The following is a 17,044-nucleotide window of genomic DNA, read 5'->3' as shown; positions in this document are numbered from 1 at the left end:
AACAAGAATAACCAAACAAATGAAAAATATATTTAAAATTATTACACTAGTGATTATTGGACTTTTGTTAGGTTGTAATAGTCAAAAAAAATCTACGTCTCATAGTCATGATGGATCCGAAAATCATTCCCATGACACAGAAAATAACGTAAATTCTACAACCAATTATTACGGGAATTACGACCTAGAGGATGCTACTTTTGGGACTAAAACTAAAGTTAGTATTGTTGGAGATACACGTATTATGGTGACCAATTCATTACCAAACCATGACACAGGAGCTTTTCCTAATCCAGGTAATCCAAATACTATCGCGCCTCAGGATATCACTTATTCATTTCCATTAATACCAAAATATACTGGTAAAGCGCAATGGATGAGAGAACCAGGAATTGCTTTAAATGGAATTAAATTTGAACCTCAAACTGCAGAGGTGGTTATTTGTGATACAGGAGAAAATTATCGTGTAGAGGCTATTCAGGATGTTATAGATCTTGGTTTGGATTTTAATCATGCACATGTACAACCTACAGGTGCTTATCATTATCATGGGACGCCAACGTCTGTGATTTCAAAATTTGATACAGGACAAGATTTGGTTCATATTGGATTTGCTCATGATGGTTTTCCTATGTACTATTCAAAAAGTGGACAGTATAAACCTAGCTTTAAACTGTTAGACGGAACCAGAGAAGGTGAAGATTGTACTTATGATAATCCTCATCAACATATGGATATTGCTGTTGGTGGTCATCATGATGGGACATATGGCTCTGATTACGAGTATGTAGCTGGTTATGGAGATTTAGACGAGTGTAATGGTATTACTGTTGATGGTAAGTATATGTATTTAGTAACTAATCAGTTTCCTTATGTTGGTCGTTGTGTTATGGGAGAAGTAGAAGCAGATCAACAAGGACCACCAAATGGACAACCAAATGGTCAAGGAGAACGACCAGATCCATCTCAAATAATAGAAAAGATGGATGCTAATAATGATGGTAAATTATCTGTTAACGAAGCTAAAGGGCCTTTAAAAGAAGACTTTTCTAAAATTGATAGCAATAGCGATGGTTTTATTACAAAAGAAGAATTAGAAAAAGCCTCAAAAAATGGAGGACAAAGACCACAAGGCGGACGTCCTCAAGGCGGAAGAAATTAATTTATATAAAATAAAAAGCAAGTTTTTTTGATAACACGCATCTAAACTTTAAATAACCTTAAAACGCTAATAGTATGAAACTTATATTTAAACCTTTAACGTACATTTCAATTGTTGCTTTAGCATTATTTGCTTGTAATAGTGATGATTCAGTAAGTGACGTTTCAGTAATTGATGGTACTAATGATGATGAGGAGGTAGCTGTAACAGAATTACATGCAGCGTTTTCAGCATTTAATTCGGATGCTGTTACAGTACTACTATCTGATGATGGTACTCAAGTAAATATTGAAACGACAGGGTTTCCTGATCATACTTCAATTTATTGGGAACCTGATAATGCACTTTATATTGATGAACCTGGCGTAACTAAAACAACTCAAAACACATATATTGGCGGAGGTCAAGGAGAAGCTGCAAGTTTTACAGTGGATGCAACACCAAATTTAACAGGTGCCTCCGTTACTACACAATTAAACACTATTGGTATTGCTGTTAGTGGTGCGTCTATTTTTAATGATCAGGAAGGCATGGGAGATTTAGATCAAGCAGCTGGAAGTTTAGATTGGGCTGGCGCACATAAAGGTCCTGGTGTATATCACTATCATTTAGAGCCTACACCAATTACTAGCAACGACGATAGTTTAGTTGGAATATTATTGGATGGTGTGTTTATTTATGGTAGACAATGTAGTGCTACAGGTACACATCCTACAGATTTAGATGCTTCTGGTGGTCATACATCTACTACACAATACACAAATGGAGTAGAGGAGTATCATTACCATATAATAAACGAAGTATATCCGGCTAGCAATTATGCATACGCACCAGCATATGTATTATTTGCAGGACCATTCCAAGGTTACTAAAATATAAAAGCATGAGACCAATTCTTTTTTTTATAGTTATAGTATTTACAATAACAGGTTGTAAAGACGCTTCTGATAGTACAAGTAGTAATACCGTCACTAAAAATGAACAGGCAATAGTTATAGGTAATGTAGAATTATTAAAGGAAGCATTGGTACTTAATGGTAATAAAGGAAGATGGTATTACAAAGACAAACCGTATACTGGTTATTCTTTAAAATATTATCCAAATGGCGTTTTAGAAGAAAAATTAGGTTTTTTTAATGGAAGAAGAGAAGGTGTAGCAAAACGTTGGACTAAAAATAAAAAACTACAACTAGAATCTTATTATAAAAATAATAAGTTAGACGGTGTTTATAAAACATGGTGGGAAAATGGTGAGTTATCTGGGCAGTCGTTTTATGAAAACGGTGTAAAGCAAGGTGAAGAAAAACAATGGTTTCCTGATGGGCAAATGTTTAAATTAAGAAATTTTGCGGATGGAAAAGAGCATGGTTTTCAAAAAGCGTGGTTAGCTAATGGCAAATTATATGTTAATTACGAAGCAAAAAATGGACGTATTTTTGGTATGAGACGGGCTAGTTCATGTGTTAGATTAGAAGATGAAGTTGTAATCAGAAAAAAAATAGTTTTATGAAATACTTATGCATCATAGTAGTGTTAATTTTTACTAGTTGTAAGAAGGACGTTAAAAAAGAAAACATTAAAGTAATTGAAAACAGCAGAGTAGAGTATCTGCCATATTACAACGATGACTCGTTTACACCGCACTGGTTAACACCTAATACTAAAGAGGAAAGGGCGTTTCATAAAATCCCTGACTTTTCTTTACAAAACCAATTAGGAGAAACGGTAACGCAAAGCACGTTTGATAATAAAATATATATTACCGATTTCTTTTTTACAACCTGCCCAGGTATTTGTCCTAAAATGACAGGTAATATGGCCAAAATTCAGGAAGAATTTAAAAACGATCAGGACGTTTTATTATTATCTCATTCGGTAATGCCAAGTACAGATTCAGTTTCTGTTTTAAATGCTTATGCTACCAATAATAACGTTATAGCTAATAAATGGCATTTAGTAACAGGCGATAGACAACAAATATATGATTTGGGAAGAGATCACTATTTTGTAGAAAGTGATTTAGGAGAAATAAAAAGTATTGATGACTTTTTACACACCGAAAATTTTTTACTAATAGATAAAAATAAACACATAAGAGGTATCTATAATGGATTAAATAGAGCTTCCATAGCTCAATTAATTATAGATATAAAAGCATTAAAAATAGAAGGGTAAATAATTTTGGTTGATTATTTTTCAGGAAAGCTTCGCTGTAATGGTGGAGCTTTTCTATTTTTATAGAAAATTAATAATCATGAAAAAAATAATATATCTAATATTTAATATTTCGCTTATAATTGGATTAGGTAGTTGTGGTATTGGTAAATATAAAACGGTACCAAAGCCAATCAAAACAACTTTTACAGCTGTTGAGATAGAAACGTTGATAGAAGATGATGCTTTAAATGTAAGAGCTATTGAAATTATTGATACTGTTGGTTTAGCCTACTTAACTTCTGAAGGTAAATTTGGTATGTATTTTCATAGTGATTTACCAGGAATTAATGCGATTAAAAAGGTATTCCCCATTCAAATAAAACACGATAGCATTATTCCAAATTTTAGAGCATTAGCTGTTACTAGTAATAAAGGTTATGGGTTAAGTATAGGGTCACCTGCTTTGATTTTTAATTTAGATGTTGATTTACATAAAAACACAGTCGTGTATCAAGAAAATCATGAAAAAGCATTCTACGATGCTATGGAATTTTGGAATGACCAAGAAGGTATTGCAATTGGAGATCCAACAGATGATTGTTTAAGTGTAATTATAACACGAGATGGAGGAGAGTCTTGGACAAAACTATCGTGTGATATGTTACCAAAAGCAAAAGAAGGAGAAGCTGCATTTGCTGCAAGTGATACTAATATAGCTATTGTAGGCGATAAAACTTGGGTGGCTACAGGTGGTAAGGCTAGTCGTATTTTATATTCTCCAGATAAAGGAAACACTTGGGAGGTCTTTGAAACACCAATTATACAAGGCTTAGAAACTACAGGTATTTATAGTATAGATTTTTATGATGAAAACAATGGTTTTGCAGTAGGAGGAGATTACACCAAAGCAGATGATAATGTGGCTAATAAAATAAAGACTATTGATGGCGGAAAAACATGGCAACTTATGTCTAATGGTACTGGGCCTGGTTACAGAAGCTGTGTGCAATACCTACCAAATAGCAATGCGCAACAATTAGTTGCAATTGGATTTAAAGGAATAGATTACAGTAGTGATGCTGGTAATACGTGGACGCATTTAAGTGATGATGGGTATTATACTATTAGGTTTATAGATGAAACAACAGCGTATGCTGCAGGAAATAAAAAGATTAGTAAATTAACCTTTAAATAGATTGTTTTAATAGTAGAAATAGCGTCATTCTGAATTTATTTTCAGAATCTCATAATTATTCAATCAAAGAATTTAAAATCAAAACAAGTTAAGTTTTATGCAAAAAAAAAGAAGCCTATTGGCTTCTTTTTTTTAGTCTTTTTTATTGTCTTTGTGTCTTCCTCTAAACTCTTCAATCATTTTTCTTTTAAAGGAGCGCTCAGCATTAAATAGTAATACAATTTTTTTGTAACTAATTATTTTTGAAAGCTTATCAACGTATATTTTATAGCTTTTTACTCTAGCGTCTTCCAAATCTTGCATGTCCTTAATTAGGGTTTCAGCTTCTTTGTTAGTTAATTTTGTAACATCAATATCCTTACGTTTGATGTCAGATGCTTCTCTTAATTTGCTTTTTTGTTCTTCAAAGTCATTGTAAATAGGCCAAAAAGCTTCTGCTTCCTTGGAGGAAAAATCTAATTGCTCTGTAATGTGTGCTACTTTTAAAGCTTTAAGTTTTTCGTGTTGTTTTATTTTTTCTTTTTGTGCAATTGCACTAAAAGAAAACACTAAAACTAGTAATGTTATAATATGTTTTTTCATTGTAATATGTTTTATTCTTGGTATAAGTCGTTTAAATCTATATCGTCAATATAGTCTTCAACTTCAATTAAATTATAATCTATAAAATCTGTTTGTGATAATTCCGAGTCATTAATTAACATATTAAGATCGTTAATTTCTATTTCATCTAAAATATAGTTTTCTACGGTATCTGTATCTAAGCTGTCTAATGTAGGAGCTGCTTTAAATAGGTTTAAATTAAATAATAGTACTATGGCTGCAGCAACGCTAGATAATGATACAATAGTTTTTTTGTTAAAAAGATTAAATACTTTAGGTTCTGGCTTATCTAATTTAGATAAAATATTGTTTTCTAAAGTTTCAAAATAACCATCTGGAACCTTAAAACCAGGGGTTTTAGAATGTCCTTCTAATGTTGCTTGCGCTAGAATGGCATCTTCTAATCCTTCAAAGTAGTCCTTAGGGATTTTAAATCCTGAAGTCTTGATTGTATTTAAGCTTTCTTTTTTCATTGTATTATTAAGACTAAAAAAAACGTAATTGGTTTAATGTTCTTTTAAATAGGCTTCTATTTTTTTAGAAGCTAAATGGTAGGATGCCTTTAAAGCTCCTTCACTGGTGTCAAGTATTTCTGATAGTTCGCTGTATTTTAAATCTTGAAAATATTTCATATTAAATACTAATTGTTGTTTTTCAGGAAGTGTTGCTATTGCTTTTTGAAGTTTAAGCTGTATGGCTTCTCCTTCAAAGTAAACGTCCGATTGTAAATTGTTTATTGCTAAATCCTGAGTATCGTGACTAGCAGTGTTTTTTAATTTTGCGTTTCTTTTTAAATGCGTTAAAGCTTCGTTAGTTGCTATTCTATAAATCCAAGAGTATAATTGGCTGTCGCCTTTAAATTTATTAATGTTTTTAAAAACCTTTATAAACGTATTTTGTAAAACGTCATCCGCATCGTCATGAGATTTTACTATATGTCTAATGTGCCAATACAATCGCTCTTTGTATAGCGTGATTAGTGTTTTAAAAGCAGCGTTTTTTTCTGATTCAGATTGTAATTGCTGCACTAAAAGTGTTTCGTTCTCTGACATATTAATTATTAGACTCTAATTTAAGCTAATAGTTTAAAAATTTTATTAGAATTTTTAATGATTATTAAAAGTCTGTAAATCATGGTTTTATACAAAAATAAACGATTAAATGTATGTTTTATCGGTTTAAAACCAAATTTTACTTGTTTTTTAGTATTATTTGCGTTAGATTTATATTATTAAATTTAGTTATGTTGTTGGCCCCAAATCTAGCAATGCACAAAAAAAAGGATAAACCAAGTTTATCCTTTTTTTAATTTATTTATTGTTTTAATTATTCAAAGCTTTGCATCTCTACTAACTTTTTATACATACCGTTTTTTTCTAATAGTTCTGTGTGTGTACCTTGTTCTACAATTTCACCTTTTTGCATTACAATAATTTGATCTGCATTTTGAATAGTAGACAGTCTATGCGCAATTACAATAGATGTTCTGTTTTTCATCATGTTTTCTAATGCAACTTGCACTAAACGCTCGCTTTCAGTATCTAAAGCTGAGGTTGCTTCATCCAAAATCATAATAGGAGGGTTTTTAAGTACAGCTCTAGCAATACTTAGACGTTGTTTTTGTCCACCTGAAAAATTGTTTCCTGCATCTCCAACATTGGTTTCAATACCTTTTGGTAACTCACTAACAAACTCCCAAGCATTTGCAATTTTTAAAGCGTCGATAATTTGGTCTTCGGTTGCATCAGGTTTACCTATTAAAATATTATTTTTTATGGTGTCATTAAATAGTATAGAATCTTGTGTTACTAATCCCATTAGATTGCGTAAAGACTTTTTTGTGACTGTTTTTATGTCATTACCATCAATAGTAATATTACCTTCATTTACATCATAAAAACGGGTCAGTAAATTAGCTATTGTACTTTTTCCACTTCCAGATTGTCCTACAAGAGCAACAGATTTTCCTTTAGGTACTTTTAAGCTGAATTTTTTAAGTACATTTTCTTCTTCGTATCTAAAATTGATGTTTTCGATGTTAATTTCGTGAGAAAAGCTTGTTAAGTCAATAGCATCACTGTTTGAAGTTATAGTTTCTTCTTGTTCTAAGATTTCAAATACACGCTCTGCAGCTGCTAGTCCATTTTTTACAGAATATGATGCTTTAGAGATTGCTTTTGCTGGTGTTAAAATGTTATAAGCTAATAGTAGATATACTAAAAATAATTCGCCTTCTAGTGTTTTTTCAACTAATACTAGATTACCTCCATACCATAAAAGAATAGCAATTGTAACAATACCCATAAATTCACTCATTGGTGAGGCTAGGTTGTTTTTGTTACCTATACTATTTGATAATTTTAATAAACGGTCAACAGAATTATTGAATTTTTTTGTAAAACTAGATTCTGCATTGTAGCTTTTAACAACCTTTAATCCTGTTAGGCTTTCTTCTACAATTGATATGAGTTTTCCTGATTCTTCTTGAGCTTTTGTTGATTTTGATTTTAAATTTTTACCGATTCTAGAAATTATAAAACCAGAAATAGGCATGAAAACAAAAACAAAAAGTGTAAGATTTACACTAATTTTTAGCATAGCATAAATCGTAAATAGTATTGTTAAAGGCTCTCTAACAATAAGTTCTAAAATAACAAAAAATGATGATTGTACTTGGCTAATATCACCTAACATTCTAGCCATTATATCTCCTTTTGTGCGATTTGAATAAAAAGGTATTGATAAGCTTATAATTTTTTGATACATTTTTTTACGCAGATCACTTAAAACTCCATTTTTTAAATGCATCATATGAAAGGACGCTAAATAGTTAAATAAGTTTTTAAGTAAAAATGTAGTAATTACTAAACCAACAGCTAACAATAATGAATATTGAGGACCATGGATTTCATTAAGGTTACCAATTTCATAGAAAAATAAATCTTTTAAATAATCAGTAATATTCCAAATGTCAGTGTACTCAGGTTTTTTTAGAATAGTTGTAGGCTCTGCGTTTTTTTGAAATAGCACTTCTAACAACGGAAACATTGTTATAAATGATAATGTGCTAAAAAGCGCGTATAGAATATTAAAAATAACATTCATCACAATATTAAACTTATAAGGTTTAATATATGGGATTATTTTTTTTAGGTTTTGATCCATTTAATTATAACTGCATATCTTTTAATATAGCATCAATCTTGCTTTCCAATTTCTGTTCCGTAGCTTCAAATTCTGACACATTGTCTAAAGTTGTATTAACGCTAATGTAGAATTTTATTTTAGGCTCTGTACCACTTGGTCTTAAGGCTATTTTACTTCCGTCTTCCGTATAATAAATTAATACATTAGATTTAGGTACATTAATAGTACTTGTAGTATTGTCTATTGTATTTTTTGCTTCAGATAATTGATAGTCTTCAATCTTGATAACTTTTGACCCATTAACTGTTGTTAGAGGGTTTTCTCTAGCATCAATCATCATTTGTTTGATTTCTTGGGCACCTTCTATACCTTTTTTAGTCATGGATATTAAACGTTCTTTATAAAAACCATGTTTAGTGTACAGTTGTATTAATTCTTTGTAAAAACTACTGCCTTTAGCTTTTGCTTGAGCTGCAATTTCGCAAGCAAGTAAAGCAGATGTTACAGCATCTTTGTCACGTACAAAATCACCAACCATAAACCCAAAACTTTCTTCTCCACCACCAATAAACTCTTGGTTTGGAAAGTCTTTAATCATTTTAGCAATCCATTTAAATCCAGTCAGACCAATTTTACATTCTACCTTAAAGGCATCTGCTAAAGCAGTCATCATTGGCGTAGATACAATGGTGCTTCCTATAAATTGATTGTCATTTATTTTGTTGTTATTTTTCCATTGTTGCAATAAAAAATTAGTCATCATGACCATGGTTTGGTTTCCGTTTAATAAAATCATTTTATTATCTAAACCTCTAACAGCAATACCAACTCTGTCGCTATCAGGATCTGTACCTATAACAATATCTCCATCTACTTTTTCTGCTAATTCTAAAGCCATCTTAAGTGCTTCAGGTTCTTCTGGATTTGGAGATTTTACAGTTGGGAAATCGCCATTAGGCTCACGTTGTTCTTCAACAATATTTACATTATTGTAACCTGCACGTTTAAACGTTTCTGGTATGCTAGTAATGGAAGTTCCGTGTAAGGATGTAAAAACTATATTTAGATTATCTTTGGCAGCTTTGGGTGTATCAAAACTTCCGTTTTTTACTGCTGCATCAATAAAAACATCATCAACTTCTTTTCCTATATATTCTATTAACTCCGGCTTTGCTTCAAATTTTATTTCGGCATAGTCTAAGGCATTTATTATTTTAATAATTTCGGCATCTTGAGGTGGTACTAATTGTCCTCCATCTTGCCAATATACTTTGTAACCATTATATTCTGGTGGATTATGTGAAGCAGTTAAAACAATACCACAATGACAGTCTAAATGTTTTAAAGCAAAAGATAGCTCTGGAGTAGGACGTAGGTCTTCAAATAAATAAACTTTGACATTGTTTGATGAAAACACGTCTGCCACAACTTTTGCTAAACTTTTACTGTTGTGTCTACAGTCGTAAGCGATAGCAACTTTTAAGTTTTCTCCTGGGAAAACAGTTTTCATGTAATTACAAATACCTTGTGTGTTTTTTCCTAAGGTATATTTATTAATTCTGTTTGTCCCAATTCCCATTACACCACGCATACCTCCAGTACCAAACTCTAAGTCTTTATAAAAACTTTCTTTAAGCTCAGTAGGCTCTAAAGCAATAAGATTTTTTATATAATCTTGTGTTTCATTATCAAAAGCTGGAGTTAACCAAGTATTGACTCTGTTTAAAAGTTCTGGTTCAATATGTCTCATAGGTTGTAGTCTTAAATTAAGATAAATAATTACTTAAAGGTAGTTATTTGTTTTGTTATTAATTAATAAGTTTAGTCCTTTAAATTTAAGGATTCTTTAATTAAATATCGTTTTTTGTCTGATTTTTGACGTAAAATTATTTCGCCTAAAAAACCAGCAACAAAAAATTGTGATCCTAAAATCATGGTTACTAATGCTAGATAAAACTGAGGTCTTTGGGTGATTAGCCTACCTGAGGTATTAAAAAATAGTTTGTCTATTCCTAAATACAAAGCAAAAACAAGTCCTAAGCCAAACATAATAACGCCTAATGCACCAAATAAATGCATAGGTCTTTTGCCAAATCTGGATAAAAACCAAATGGTAATTAAGTCCAAAAACCCGTTAACAAAACGATCCATTCCAAATTTGGTTTCGCCATATTTTCTAGCTTGATGTTGTACAATTTTTTCACCAATGTTAGAAAATCCAGCATTTTTGGCTAAAACTGGAATGTATCTGTGCATTTCGCCATTTACATCAATGTTTTTAACAACATCTTTATTGTAGGCTTTAAGTCCGCAATTAAAGTCATTAAGTTGGACACCTGAAGTTTTTCTTGCTGCCCAATTAAATAATTTTGAAGGTAAGTTTTTAGTTAACTTATTATCGTAACGCTTTTTTTTCCATCCAGAAACTAACTCAAAACCTTGATTAGTAATCATGTTGTAAAGTTCAGGTATTTCCTCTGGATTGTCTTGTAAATCGGCATCCATAGTGATTATTACATCTCCTGTTGCTGTAGCAAAACCAGCATGTAATGCTTGAGATTTTCCAAAGTTTTTTAAAAATCTAATACCTTTAACGTTATTGTCCGATTCTTGGATTTTTTCAATAATTTTCCAAGAATTATCTGTACTACCATCGTCTATAAACAATAGCTCATAAGAAAAACCATTGGTTTGCATCACATTTGCAATCCAATGGTGTAATTCTGTTAATGATTCTTCTTCGTTAAGTAGTGGTATGACTACTGATATGTTCATAATTTAATTTGAAATATATTTTCAAATATAAAACTATTATAGGTCTTCGTTAGTTTTTTTCATTATTAATGAAACAATAAGTCCAATAACAGCTTGTATTACTAAAAACATGGCTGTTGATTGTATTTGTGGCATTAACGCGAATTGGTTTTTTTGCGCTTCCATAAGATCTAAAGTTTTAGCGATTTCTTCTTCAGGAGCGTTAAAATTTTTCATGATTTGTAATGTTGCTTCAATTGTTTTTTCTTTTAAAGCAACAGCAGCTTCAGGGTCGATAAAATTAAAAACAAGTACACTTACCAAAGTGCTAATTATTACACCTATTGCAACCGTAATAAAATAGGAGCTAAAACTTTCTTTAAATGAAATATAACCATCTAATGATGCTTTAGATTTTGATACAGAAATAATTCCGTAGACAATAATTATAACAAATAATAAAATACCTAACCACCATTTAGTTAATAGGTCTAAATACAAAGCATAGGCTAATACAGTGATTCCTCCTAAGGTTGCACCAAGGTACAGACCAAAATTAATTGCGATTGATTTTATAGTTTTTTCCATAATTTTGTTGAGTTAATTAGTTAATAATCTATTAGTCTTAAAGTGCAATAATATGTTACAATATTACATAATTAATTTTTTTTCATAAATTAGTTGCTCATTTGTAAAAAATACTTAAATTTGCACCTCGAATTTAGTTAAGATAAAAAAGCATTTAGCGATGAAAAAAGGTATACATCCAGAAAATTATAGAATGGTAGCATTTAAAGACATGTCAAACGATGACGTATTTTTAACTAAGTCTACTGCAAACACTAGTGAAACTATTGAAGTTGATGGTGTTGAATATCCAGTTATTAAAATGGAGATTTCTAGAACGTCTCACCCATTTTATACAGGTAAGTCTAAACTAATTGATACTGCAGGTCGTATCGATAAATTCAAAAACAAATACGCAAAATTTAAAAAATAATTTTAGCGTTAACTATATTTTAAAAGCCTTTCATTTTTATGAAAGGCTTTTTTTGTTATCTTATTTTCAACTATTTTTGAATGCTAAACACAAAAGTAAAATGCTTAATAGTGTTTTGATGTTTAAATTTAAAATAAAACCACAATGAATTATATCCTTTTTGATGGACCAGTACGCAACCAATTACTTCCATTTACTTATACTAGACCTGTTGCAGATATCAGAGTTGGTATACTGACTATTAGAGAGAAGTGGGAGATGTATTTACAAACCACAACTACAACAGTAACAGAAGATTATTTGGCAGATAAATATCCTATGGTTGAGTTAGAAGAAAATGTTATGCTAAATGCATCTTATTTACCAAATAATGAATTAGTTGAATTGATTATAGGGTTAGAAAAAAATCAAGCCATTTTTAAAGATGAGGATATAATTGCTTTTTATACAACAGATACTCAGGAAGACATAGATTTTGATACGTATGAAGCTATTGAGTTTGATAATGATATTACTAAAATTGAACACACTTGGGAGATATTTTCTAAAAACGGAGAAGCTATACAACAGGATTTTGAATTGTTAACTAAAGACAGAAAATCTGAACCAATACCCACAAGTAATAATATTATTGCACCAGAAAACATTTTTATTGAAGAAGGAGCAGTTGTCCAGTTTGCAACATTAAATGCTAGTGCAGGACCAATTTATATTGGTAAAGATGCAGAGGTAATGGAAGGGAGTTTGGTTAGAGGTCCTTTAGCTTTATGTGATCATGCAACTTTAAAATTAGGAGCAAAAATATATGGACCAACTACAATTGGACCACATAGTAAAGTAGGAGGCGAGGTTAATAACTCAGTGTTATTTGGGTACTCTAACAAAGGACATGATGGGTTTTTAGGGAATTCCGTAATAGGTGAATGGTGTAATTTAGGTGCAGATACTAATAATTCTAACCTTAAAAATAATTATGTAGAAGTTAAACTATGGGATTATGAAACAGAACGTTTTGCTAAAACGGGATTACAGTTTTGTGGTTTAATGATGGGAGATCACAGTAAATGCGGTATTAATACAATGTTTAATACAGGAACCGTTATTGGTGTTAATGCCAATATTTTTGGTAGTGGTTTTCCAAGAAATTTTGTGCCAAGTTATAGTTGGGGAGGCGCTTCTGGTTTTACAACCTATTTAACGTCTAAAGCTTTTGAGGTTGCTAAAGTTGTTATGGCAAGAAGAGGTGTGGAATTTTCTAGTCAAGACGAAGCTATTTTAACTCAAGTTTTTGAAGATTCTAAAAAGTACAGAAAAGAGTAATCCTTATTTAGTACAATCTATTGGTGATCAAAGGTTATTCGTCGAAATTGTAAGTTTTTATGGGTTAATTCTGAATTAAATTTTTATATTGATTAGGCATAATAATCAATATGAGTTTTATTTTTAAAAATACGCTTAGATTTACCATCTTATATCTTTTTCTATACGTTTTAGATTCTTTTTTTAAGAATAATGAAGCGTTATATTCCTATAGATACTTTACTAAATTAGCTCTAGGCATTACTTTATTAGTTTTTTATTTATTTAAAACTAAGCAAAAGGACATTTCTAAAAAACGACTGGTAATTTATGCTTTATCTTTATTTATAATTGGAGATGTTTTTTTTATTACAGGAAATTCTGGCGAAATGACTCATTTTGTATTTGCAGCTTTTTTATTTATTGGAGCTAAAATTTGTTATTCGATACGATTTTTAAATAGTAAAGATTTCAAAATTTCTAAATTAATTCCTTTTTTAATACTTGGTTTTGCTTACATGACTATTATCACAGATTTGGTGTATAATAATTTAGGTCATTATTTTTTTCCATTTTTAATCTACTTATTTGTAGTACTGTTATTAATGCAATTTGCTTATTTAAGAAAAAGTGAGGTCAATGGATTAAGTTTTTGGTTAGTCTTATTTGGTGTGTTTTTCTCAATGATAGCAGATAGTATTAATATCCTTAAAATATTTTATGACCCATTAATTGCTTATAATAAAATTACTGTTATGTTTTTTTATTGTTTGTCTCAGTACATGATTATATTGGGAGTACTAAAAGAAAGTAGAGCTATCGATAATAATGAAATACTGAAAGTGAATACATAATTATGGATAAATTAATACGCTATTTTACACCTGTATTTTTGGCTTTGTTATTTTTAGATATTTATGTAAAAACTAATTTGCCTATAATTCCTTACAGGTATTATTCTAAAATATTTGTGCTAGTCACTCTTATAATATTTACGGGTTATTGTGTTTACAAGAAAAACAAGTTGAACAATAGGTATGTTTTTTATGGATTAATTATTTTTTTTATAGGTGATATTTTAATTATTGACCACTTAAATAAAGTAAAGTTTATTATTAGTTTAATACTTTTTGTAGTTGGTAAATTAATCTACATTTTTAAATTTACACACAAGGAAGACTTTAGTAATAAGCGTTTGCTACCATTTTTAGTAGTTTGTTTTTTTGTTTGTTGCGTTTTTGTATAATCTAATTTTTGTAAACCTTAAAGGGTATTTTATACCAGTAACGTTGTATTTTTTTATATCCTTAGTCATGACTCTTTTTGCTTATCTTAGAAAAGATGTAGCAAGTAACAAAAGCTATTATACAGTTTTATCTGGTGTAGTTTTATTTGTATTCTCTGAGGCTACAATGGTAGTTAAAACATTTTATGGAGACATCCTATTCCAGGATTTTATAGTAATGTTTGGTTATGGATTTGGACAATATCTTATAATTTTAGGTTTAATGATTGACAAACCTAACTATGTTGAAAATAGTGAACTTATCTCTAGAATATAAAAATCAAATCGATTAACTATTGTTTCTTAACATGCTTTAATTCTAATAAATTGATAGGATTATTGCCTAGTCCAATAACATTTTTTTGAGTAAATCTAATCACTTCATCATAGTATAAAGGCACTATAGGAGCATTTTTTATAACCAAACTATCCATTTTGGTATACAATTTAGTTCTTTCAGATGCCTCAGTAGTATTAAAAGCTTGGTTGTACCATTTATCAAAATCAGTATTGCTAAAATGAGTATAATTTGGACCATTTGGCGCAAAATTTTCTGAATAAAATAATGATAGATAATTTTGAGCGTCTGGATAATCTGCAACCCAACTAGCTCTAAATAAATCTAATTTTCCGTTGGCTTTACCTTCTTTTAAAGTTGATGCAGGAATGACATCTACCTTTATATTTAAACCAATTTTAATAAGCTCGCGTTGTATGTATTCGCAAAAGTTAAGATAATTACTAGTGGTAGTAATTGTTACTTCTGGCGTTCTATTATTGTTTTGTGCTTTGTATTCAGCAATAAGTTTTTTTGCTTTTACGGGTTGGTAAGTGTATCCAATATTAGCATTGTAACCTGGTAACCCTTTTGGTATAAATCCACCATTTGCAGCTATTCCAATTCCGTTACGTAAATAGGTCATCATTTTTTTTCTGTCAAAGCCATAATTTATAGCTTCACGTATTTGTTTGGATTGGATTTCATTTAAATCAGAATCCATATAAAAAGCCAAATATTCTGTATTTAAGTAAGGACCTCTATTTATGTTTATAATATTAATATATTTATCTCTTAATTCTCCATTTGTAGTCAATATTTCATCTTGATAAGAGGCGTCTAAGCTGTTTAAAAAGTCTAAATTACCTTGAATAAATTGCATAAATTCACTCTGCTTATCAGGTAAAAAGGTAATAGCTACAGCTTCCAAATGTGGTAGTTTTTGACCATCTTTAGAAGTTTCAAAATAGTTTTCATTTTTTCTAAAAACCAGTTTGATGTTTTCTTCCCAGCGCTTAAATTTAAAAGGACCTGTGCCTATTGGATTTGATCTAAAATCACTACCATAGTATTCTGTTATTTCTTTAGGGACCACACTACAATACTTCATTGTTAACAAACCCAAAAATGCAGGAAAAGGTTGTTTTAAAGTAATATTAAAAATGGTGTCGTTTATCGCTTTAAAGGTGTTTACTTTATTAAAAATCCACTGACCTGACGACGCTATATTTTTATCCAACAATCGGTTAAAACTATATTCAAAGTCAGAAGCAGTAACTAGTCTGGTAGAATCCTTACCAAATAATTTATGTTTATGAAAATAGACATTGTTTTTTAGTACAAAATTATAGCTTAAACCATTATCTGATAGTGTCCAGTTTTTAGCAATGCTGGGTTTAACATGTAAACTGTCATCCATGTGAACCAATCCATTAAATAATTGATGGATTGCCCAAATATCTGCGTTGTCTTTTGCAAATGCAGGATCTAGTGATCCTATGTTTTTGTGTTCGTTATATCTAAAAACTAAATGGTCATTGTTTACCTTTTTAGTATCCTTACAAGATACTAAAAAGGTAAAAATAAAAATTAAGCTATATATAGGTAATGCTTTGTTAGTTATAATAGTTGTCAAGGTGCTGTTATTACTGTTTCTTTTTTTTTAGTGTAAAGAAAAGTGCTTTTTTTAAACTAAAATTATATAGTGTAAATATACACAATATAGCTAATTCTTTTTTTTATAGTTTTAGCATAGTTTAATTGTTTTTAGTAGCATAACTATAATTAGTATAATGTTTATTTCAAAAAAAAACCGAAGGTATTAGCTTCGGTTTTAATTATGTTTTTATTGTAAAAGTTAGATTCTGACACCTACAGGTAAAAGTTTTTTGTATTGCCTATTGCGCCTCATAAATTTTGCTATTTCTGGACTGGTAGGCATTACGCTTAAATTACGTTCTTCAATATTGTCAAAAACAATTTTTAAAAACTCGTTTACAAAATCTTCATTATCCTGCTCCTCAGGCACTATTAATTTAGTTAAAAAGATTTTTCTTTCTTGTAAAGAGTATTCTATTTTAGCGAAATGATTATCAATTTTCAGTTCAAATTGACGTAAAAAATCATTGTCAACTAACTCAGCTGCATCAATCATAATGTATAAA

Annotated in this window: 19 protein-coding genes; 10 read left to right on the top strand and 9 right to left on the bottom strand. The window is 30.2% G+C overall.

Features of this window, described 5'->3' with window-relative positions; genetic code table 11:
• Positions 1-19 precede the first annotated feature (19 nt).
• From JM82_RS07915 to JM82_RS07895, 5 genes are all read left to right on the top strand, one after another.
• On the top strand, positions 20-1,162 hold the full coding sequence (locus JM82_RS07915; protein ID WP_145002165.1) for a YHYH protein: 1,143 nt from the start codon (positions 20-22) through the stop codon (positions 1,160-1,162).
• A gap of 74 nt (positions 1,163-1,236) precedes the next feature.
• Positions 1,237-2,034, top strand: coding sequence for a YHYH protein (locus JM82_RS07910; RefSeq protein ID WP_145002164.1), 798 nt, complete (start codon positions 1,237-1,239; stop codon positions 2,032-2,034).
• A gap of 11 nt (positions 2,035-2,045) precedes the next feature.
• On the top strand, positions 2,046-2,672 hold the full coding sequence (locus JM82_RS07905) for a toxin-antitoxin system YwqK family antitoxin (RefSeq protein WP_145002163.1): 627 nt from the start codon (positions 2,046-2,048) through the stop codon (positions 2,670-2,672).
• On the top strand, positions 2,669-3,337 hold the full coding sequence (locus JM82_RS07900; protein ID WP_145002162.1) for an SCO family protein: 669 nt from the start codon (positions 2,669-2,671) through the stop codon (positions 3,335-3,337). The genes JM82_RS07905 and JM82_RS07900 overlap by 4 nt, the downstream gene beginning before the upstream one ends.
• A gap of 79 nt (positions 3,338-3,416) precedes the next feature.
• A complete protein-coding gene (locus JM82_RS07895; protein ID WP_145002161.1) occupies positions 3,417-4,514 on the top strand; it encodes a WD40/YVTN/BNR-like repeat-containing protein in 1,098 nt (365 codons plus the stop codon).
• Between the two features lie 132 nt (positions 4,515-4,646).
• Here the strand turns inward: JM82_RS07895 and JM82_RS07890 are convergent, their stop codons facing one another.
• The 7 genes from JM82_RS07890 to JM82_RS07860 form a co-directional block, all read right to left on the bottom strand.
• Entirely contained in the window at positions 4,647-5,096 is a 450-nt protein-coding gene (locus JM82_RS07890) for a glycosyl transferase family 90 (protein WP_145002160.1), read from the bottom strand.
• 11 nt (positions 5,097-5,107) lie between these two features.
• On the bottom strand, positions 5,108-5,590 hold the full coding sequence (locus JM82_RS07885) for a hypothetical protein (protein WP_145002159.1): 483 nt from the start codon (positions 5,588-5,590) through the stop codon (positions 5,108-5,110).
• Positions 5,591-5,623: 33 nt separating this feature from the next.
• A complete protein-coding gene (locus tag JM82_RS07880) occupies positions 5,624-6,169 on the bottom strand; it encodes an RNA polymerase sigma factor (RefSeq protein ID WP_145002158.1) in 546 nt (181 codons plus the stop codon).
• A 274-nt stretch (positions 6,170-6,443) separates the two neighbouring features.
• Entirely contained in the window at positions 6,444-8,282 is a 1,839-nt protein-coding gene (locus JM82_RS07875) for an ABC transporter ATP-binding protein (RefSeq protein WP_145002157.1), read from the bottom strand.
• A 4-nt stretch (positions 8,283-8,286) separates the two neighbouring features.
• Positions 8,287-10,014, bottom strand: a complete 1,728-nt coding sequence (locus tag JM82_RS07870; RefSeq protein WP_145002156.1) for a phospho-sugar mutase — start codon at positions 10,012-10,014, stop codon at positions 8,287-8,289.
• A gap of 71 nt (positions 10,015-10,085) precedes the next feature.
• The gene (locus JM82_RS07865; protein WP_145002155.1) at positions 10,086-11,039 is read right to left on the bottom strand and encodes a glycosyltransferase family 2 protein; all 954 of its coding nucleotides are present in this window, start codon (positions 11,037-11,039) and stop codon (positions 10,086-10,088) included.
• Between the two features lie 36 nt (positions 11,040-11,075).
• Positions 11,076-11,606: a DUF4199 domain-containing protein gene (locus JM82_RS07860; RefSeq protein WP_145002154.1), complete on the bottom strand. Its 531-nt coding sequence runs from the start codon at positions 11,604-11,606 to the stop codon at positions 11,076-11,078.
• A gap of 160 nt (positions 11,607-11,766) precedes the next feature.
• Between JM82_RS07860 and JM82_RS07855 the strand changes: the two genes are divergently transcribed.
• From JM82_RS07855 to JM82_RS07835, 5 genes are all read left to right on the top strand, one after another.
• Positions 11,767-12,018 (top strand): type B 50S ribosomal protein L31, encoded by a 252-nt coding sequence (locus JM82_RS07855; RefSeq protein ID WP_145002153.1) that lies wholly within the window; start codon positions 11,767-11,769, stop codon positions 12,016-12,018.
• A gap of 144 nt (positions 12,019-12,162) precedes the next feature.
• Complete coding sequence (locus JM82_RS07850; protein ID WP_145002152.1) at positions 12,163-13,338, top strand: GlmU family protein; 1,176 nt, start codon at positions 12,163-12,165, stop codon at positions 13,336-13,338.
• A 110-nt stretch (positions 13,339-13,448) separates the two neighbouring features.
• Positions 13,449-14,171 (top strand): lysoplasmalogenase family protein, encoded by a 723-nt coding sequence (locus tag JM82_RS07845; RefSeq protein ID WP_145002151.1) that lies wholly within the window; start codon positions 13,449-13,451, stop codon positions 14,169-14,171.
• A 2-nt stretch (positions 14,172-14,173) separates the two neighbouring features.
• Positions 14,174-14,563, top strand: coding sequence for a lysoplasmalogenase family protein (locus JM82_RS16600; protein WP_145002150.1), 390 nt, complete (start codon positions 14,174-14,176; stop codon positions 14,561-14,563).
• Entirely contained in the window at positions 14,541-14,879 is a 339-nt protein-coding gene (locus JM82_RS07835; protein ID WP_145002149.1) for a lysoplasmalogenase family protein, read from the top strand. Before JM82_RS16600 ends, JM82_RS07835 begins: the two co-directional genes overlap by 23 nt.
• Before the next feature lie 16 nt (positions 14,880-14,895).
• Here the strand turns inward: JM82_RS07835 and JM82_RS07830 are convergent, their stop codons facing one another.
• Positions 14,896-16,515 carry an ABC transporter substrate-binding protein gene (locus tag JM82_RS07830; protein ID WP_409994624.1) on the bottom strand — a complete coding sequence of 540 codons (1,620 nt, stop codon included), beginning with the start codon at positions 16,513-16,515 and terminating at the stop codon, positions 14,896-14,898.
• A gap of 222 nt (positions 16,516-16,737) precedes the next feature.
• The gene (locus tag JM82_RS07825) at positions 16,738-17,034 is read right to left on the bottom strand and encodes a GNAT family N-acetyltransferase (RefSeq protein WP_186439197.1); all 297 of its coding nucleotides are present in this window, start codon (positions 17,032-17,034) and stop codon (positions 16,738-16,740) included.
• Positions 17,035-17,044 lie beyond the last annotated feature (10 nt).

The organism is Olleya sp. Hel_I_94 (assembly GCF_007827365.1).
Taxonomy (GTDB): domain Bacteria; phylum Bacteroidota; class Bacteroidia; order Flavobacteriales; family Flavobacteriaceae; genus Olleya.
The sequence above is the reverse complement of the archived record's forward strand: the minus strand, read 5'-3'. Positions and strand labels throughout refer to the sequence as shown.

What these genes read in the sequence shown, in the direction of transcription:
- JM82_RS07915 (WP_145002165.1), top strand. Translation starts at nt 20, where the DNA reads ATGAAAAATATATTTAAAATTATTACACTAGTGATTATTGGACTTTTG.
- JM82_RS07910 (WP_145002164.1), top strand. Translation starts at nt 1,237, where the DNA reads ATGAAACTTATATTTAAACCTTTAACGTACATTTCAATTGTTGCTTTA.
- JM82_RS07905 (WP_145002163.1), top strand. Translation starts at nt 2,046, where the DNA reads ATGAGACCAATTCTTTTTTTTATAGTTATAGTATTTACAATAACAGGT.
- JM82_RS07900 (WP_145002162.1), top strand. Translation starts at nt 2,669, where the DNA reads ATGAAATACTTATGCATCATAGTAGTGTTAATTTTTACTAGTTGTAAG.
- JM82_RS07895 (WP_145002161.1), top strand. Translation starts at nt 3,417, where the DNA reads ATGAAAAAAATAATATATCTAATATTTAATATTTCGCTTATAATTGGA.
- JM82_RS07890 (WP_145002160.1), bottom strand. Translation starts at nt 5,096, where the DNA reads ATGAAAAAACATATTATAACATTACTAGTTTTAGTGTTTTCTTTTAGT.
- JM82_RS07885 (WP_145002159.1), bottom strand. Translation starts at nt 5,590, where the DNA reads ATGAAAAAAGAAAGCTTAAATACAATCAAGACTTCAGGATTTAAAATC.
- JM82_RS07880 (WP_145002158.1), bottom strand. Translation starts at nt 6,169, where the DNA reads ATGTCAGAGAACGAAACACTTTTAGTGCAGCAATTACAATCTGAATCA.
- JM82_RS07875 (WP_145002157.1), bottom strand. Translation starts at nt 8,282, where the DNA reads ATGGATCAAAACCTAAAAAAAATAATCCCATATATTAAACCTTATAAG.
- JM82_RS07870 (WP_145002156.1), bottom strand. Translation starts at nt 10,014, where the DNA reads ATGAGACATATTGAACCAGAACTTTTAAACAGAGTCAATACTTGGTTA.
- JM82_RS07865 (WP_145002155.1), bottom strand. Translation starts at nt 11,039, where the DNA reads ATGAACATATCAGTAGTCATACCACTACTTAACGAAGAAGAATCATTA.
- JM82_RS07860 (WP_145002154.1), bottom strand. Translation starts at nt 11,606, where the DNA reads ATGGAAAAAACTATAAAATCAATCGCAATTAATTTTGGTCTGTACCTT.
- JM82_RS07855 (WP_145002153.1), top strand. Translation starts at nt 11,767, where the DNA reads ATGAAAAAAGGTATACATCCAGAAAATTATAGAATGGTAGCATTTAAA.
- JM82_RS07850 (WP_145002152.1), top strand. Translation starts at nt 12,163, where the DNA reads ATGAATTATATCCTTTTTGATGGACCAGTACGCAACCAATTACTTCCA.
- JM82_RS07845 (WP_145002151.1), top strand. Translation starts at nt 13,449, where the DNA reads ATGAGTTTTATTTTTAAAAATACGCTTAGATTTACCATCTTATATCTT.
- JM82_RS16600 (WP_145002150.1), top strand. Translation starts at nt 14,174, where the DNA reads ATGGATAAATTAATACGCTATTTTACACCTGTATTTTTGGCTTTGTTA.
- JM82_RS07825 (WP_186439197.1), bottom strand. Translation starts at nt 17,034, where the DNA reads ATGATTGATGCAGCTGAGTTAGTTGACAATGATTTTTTACGTCAATTT.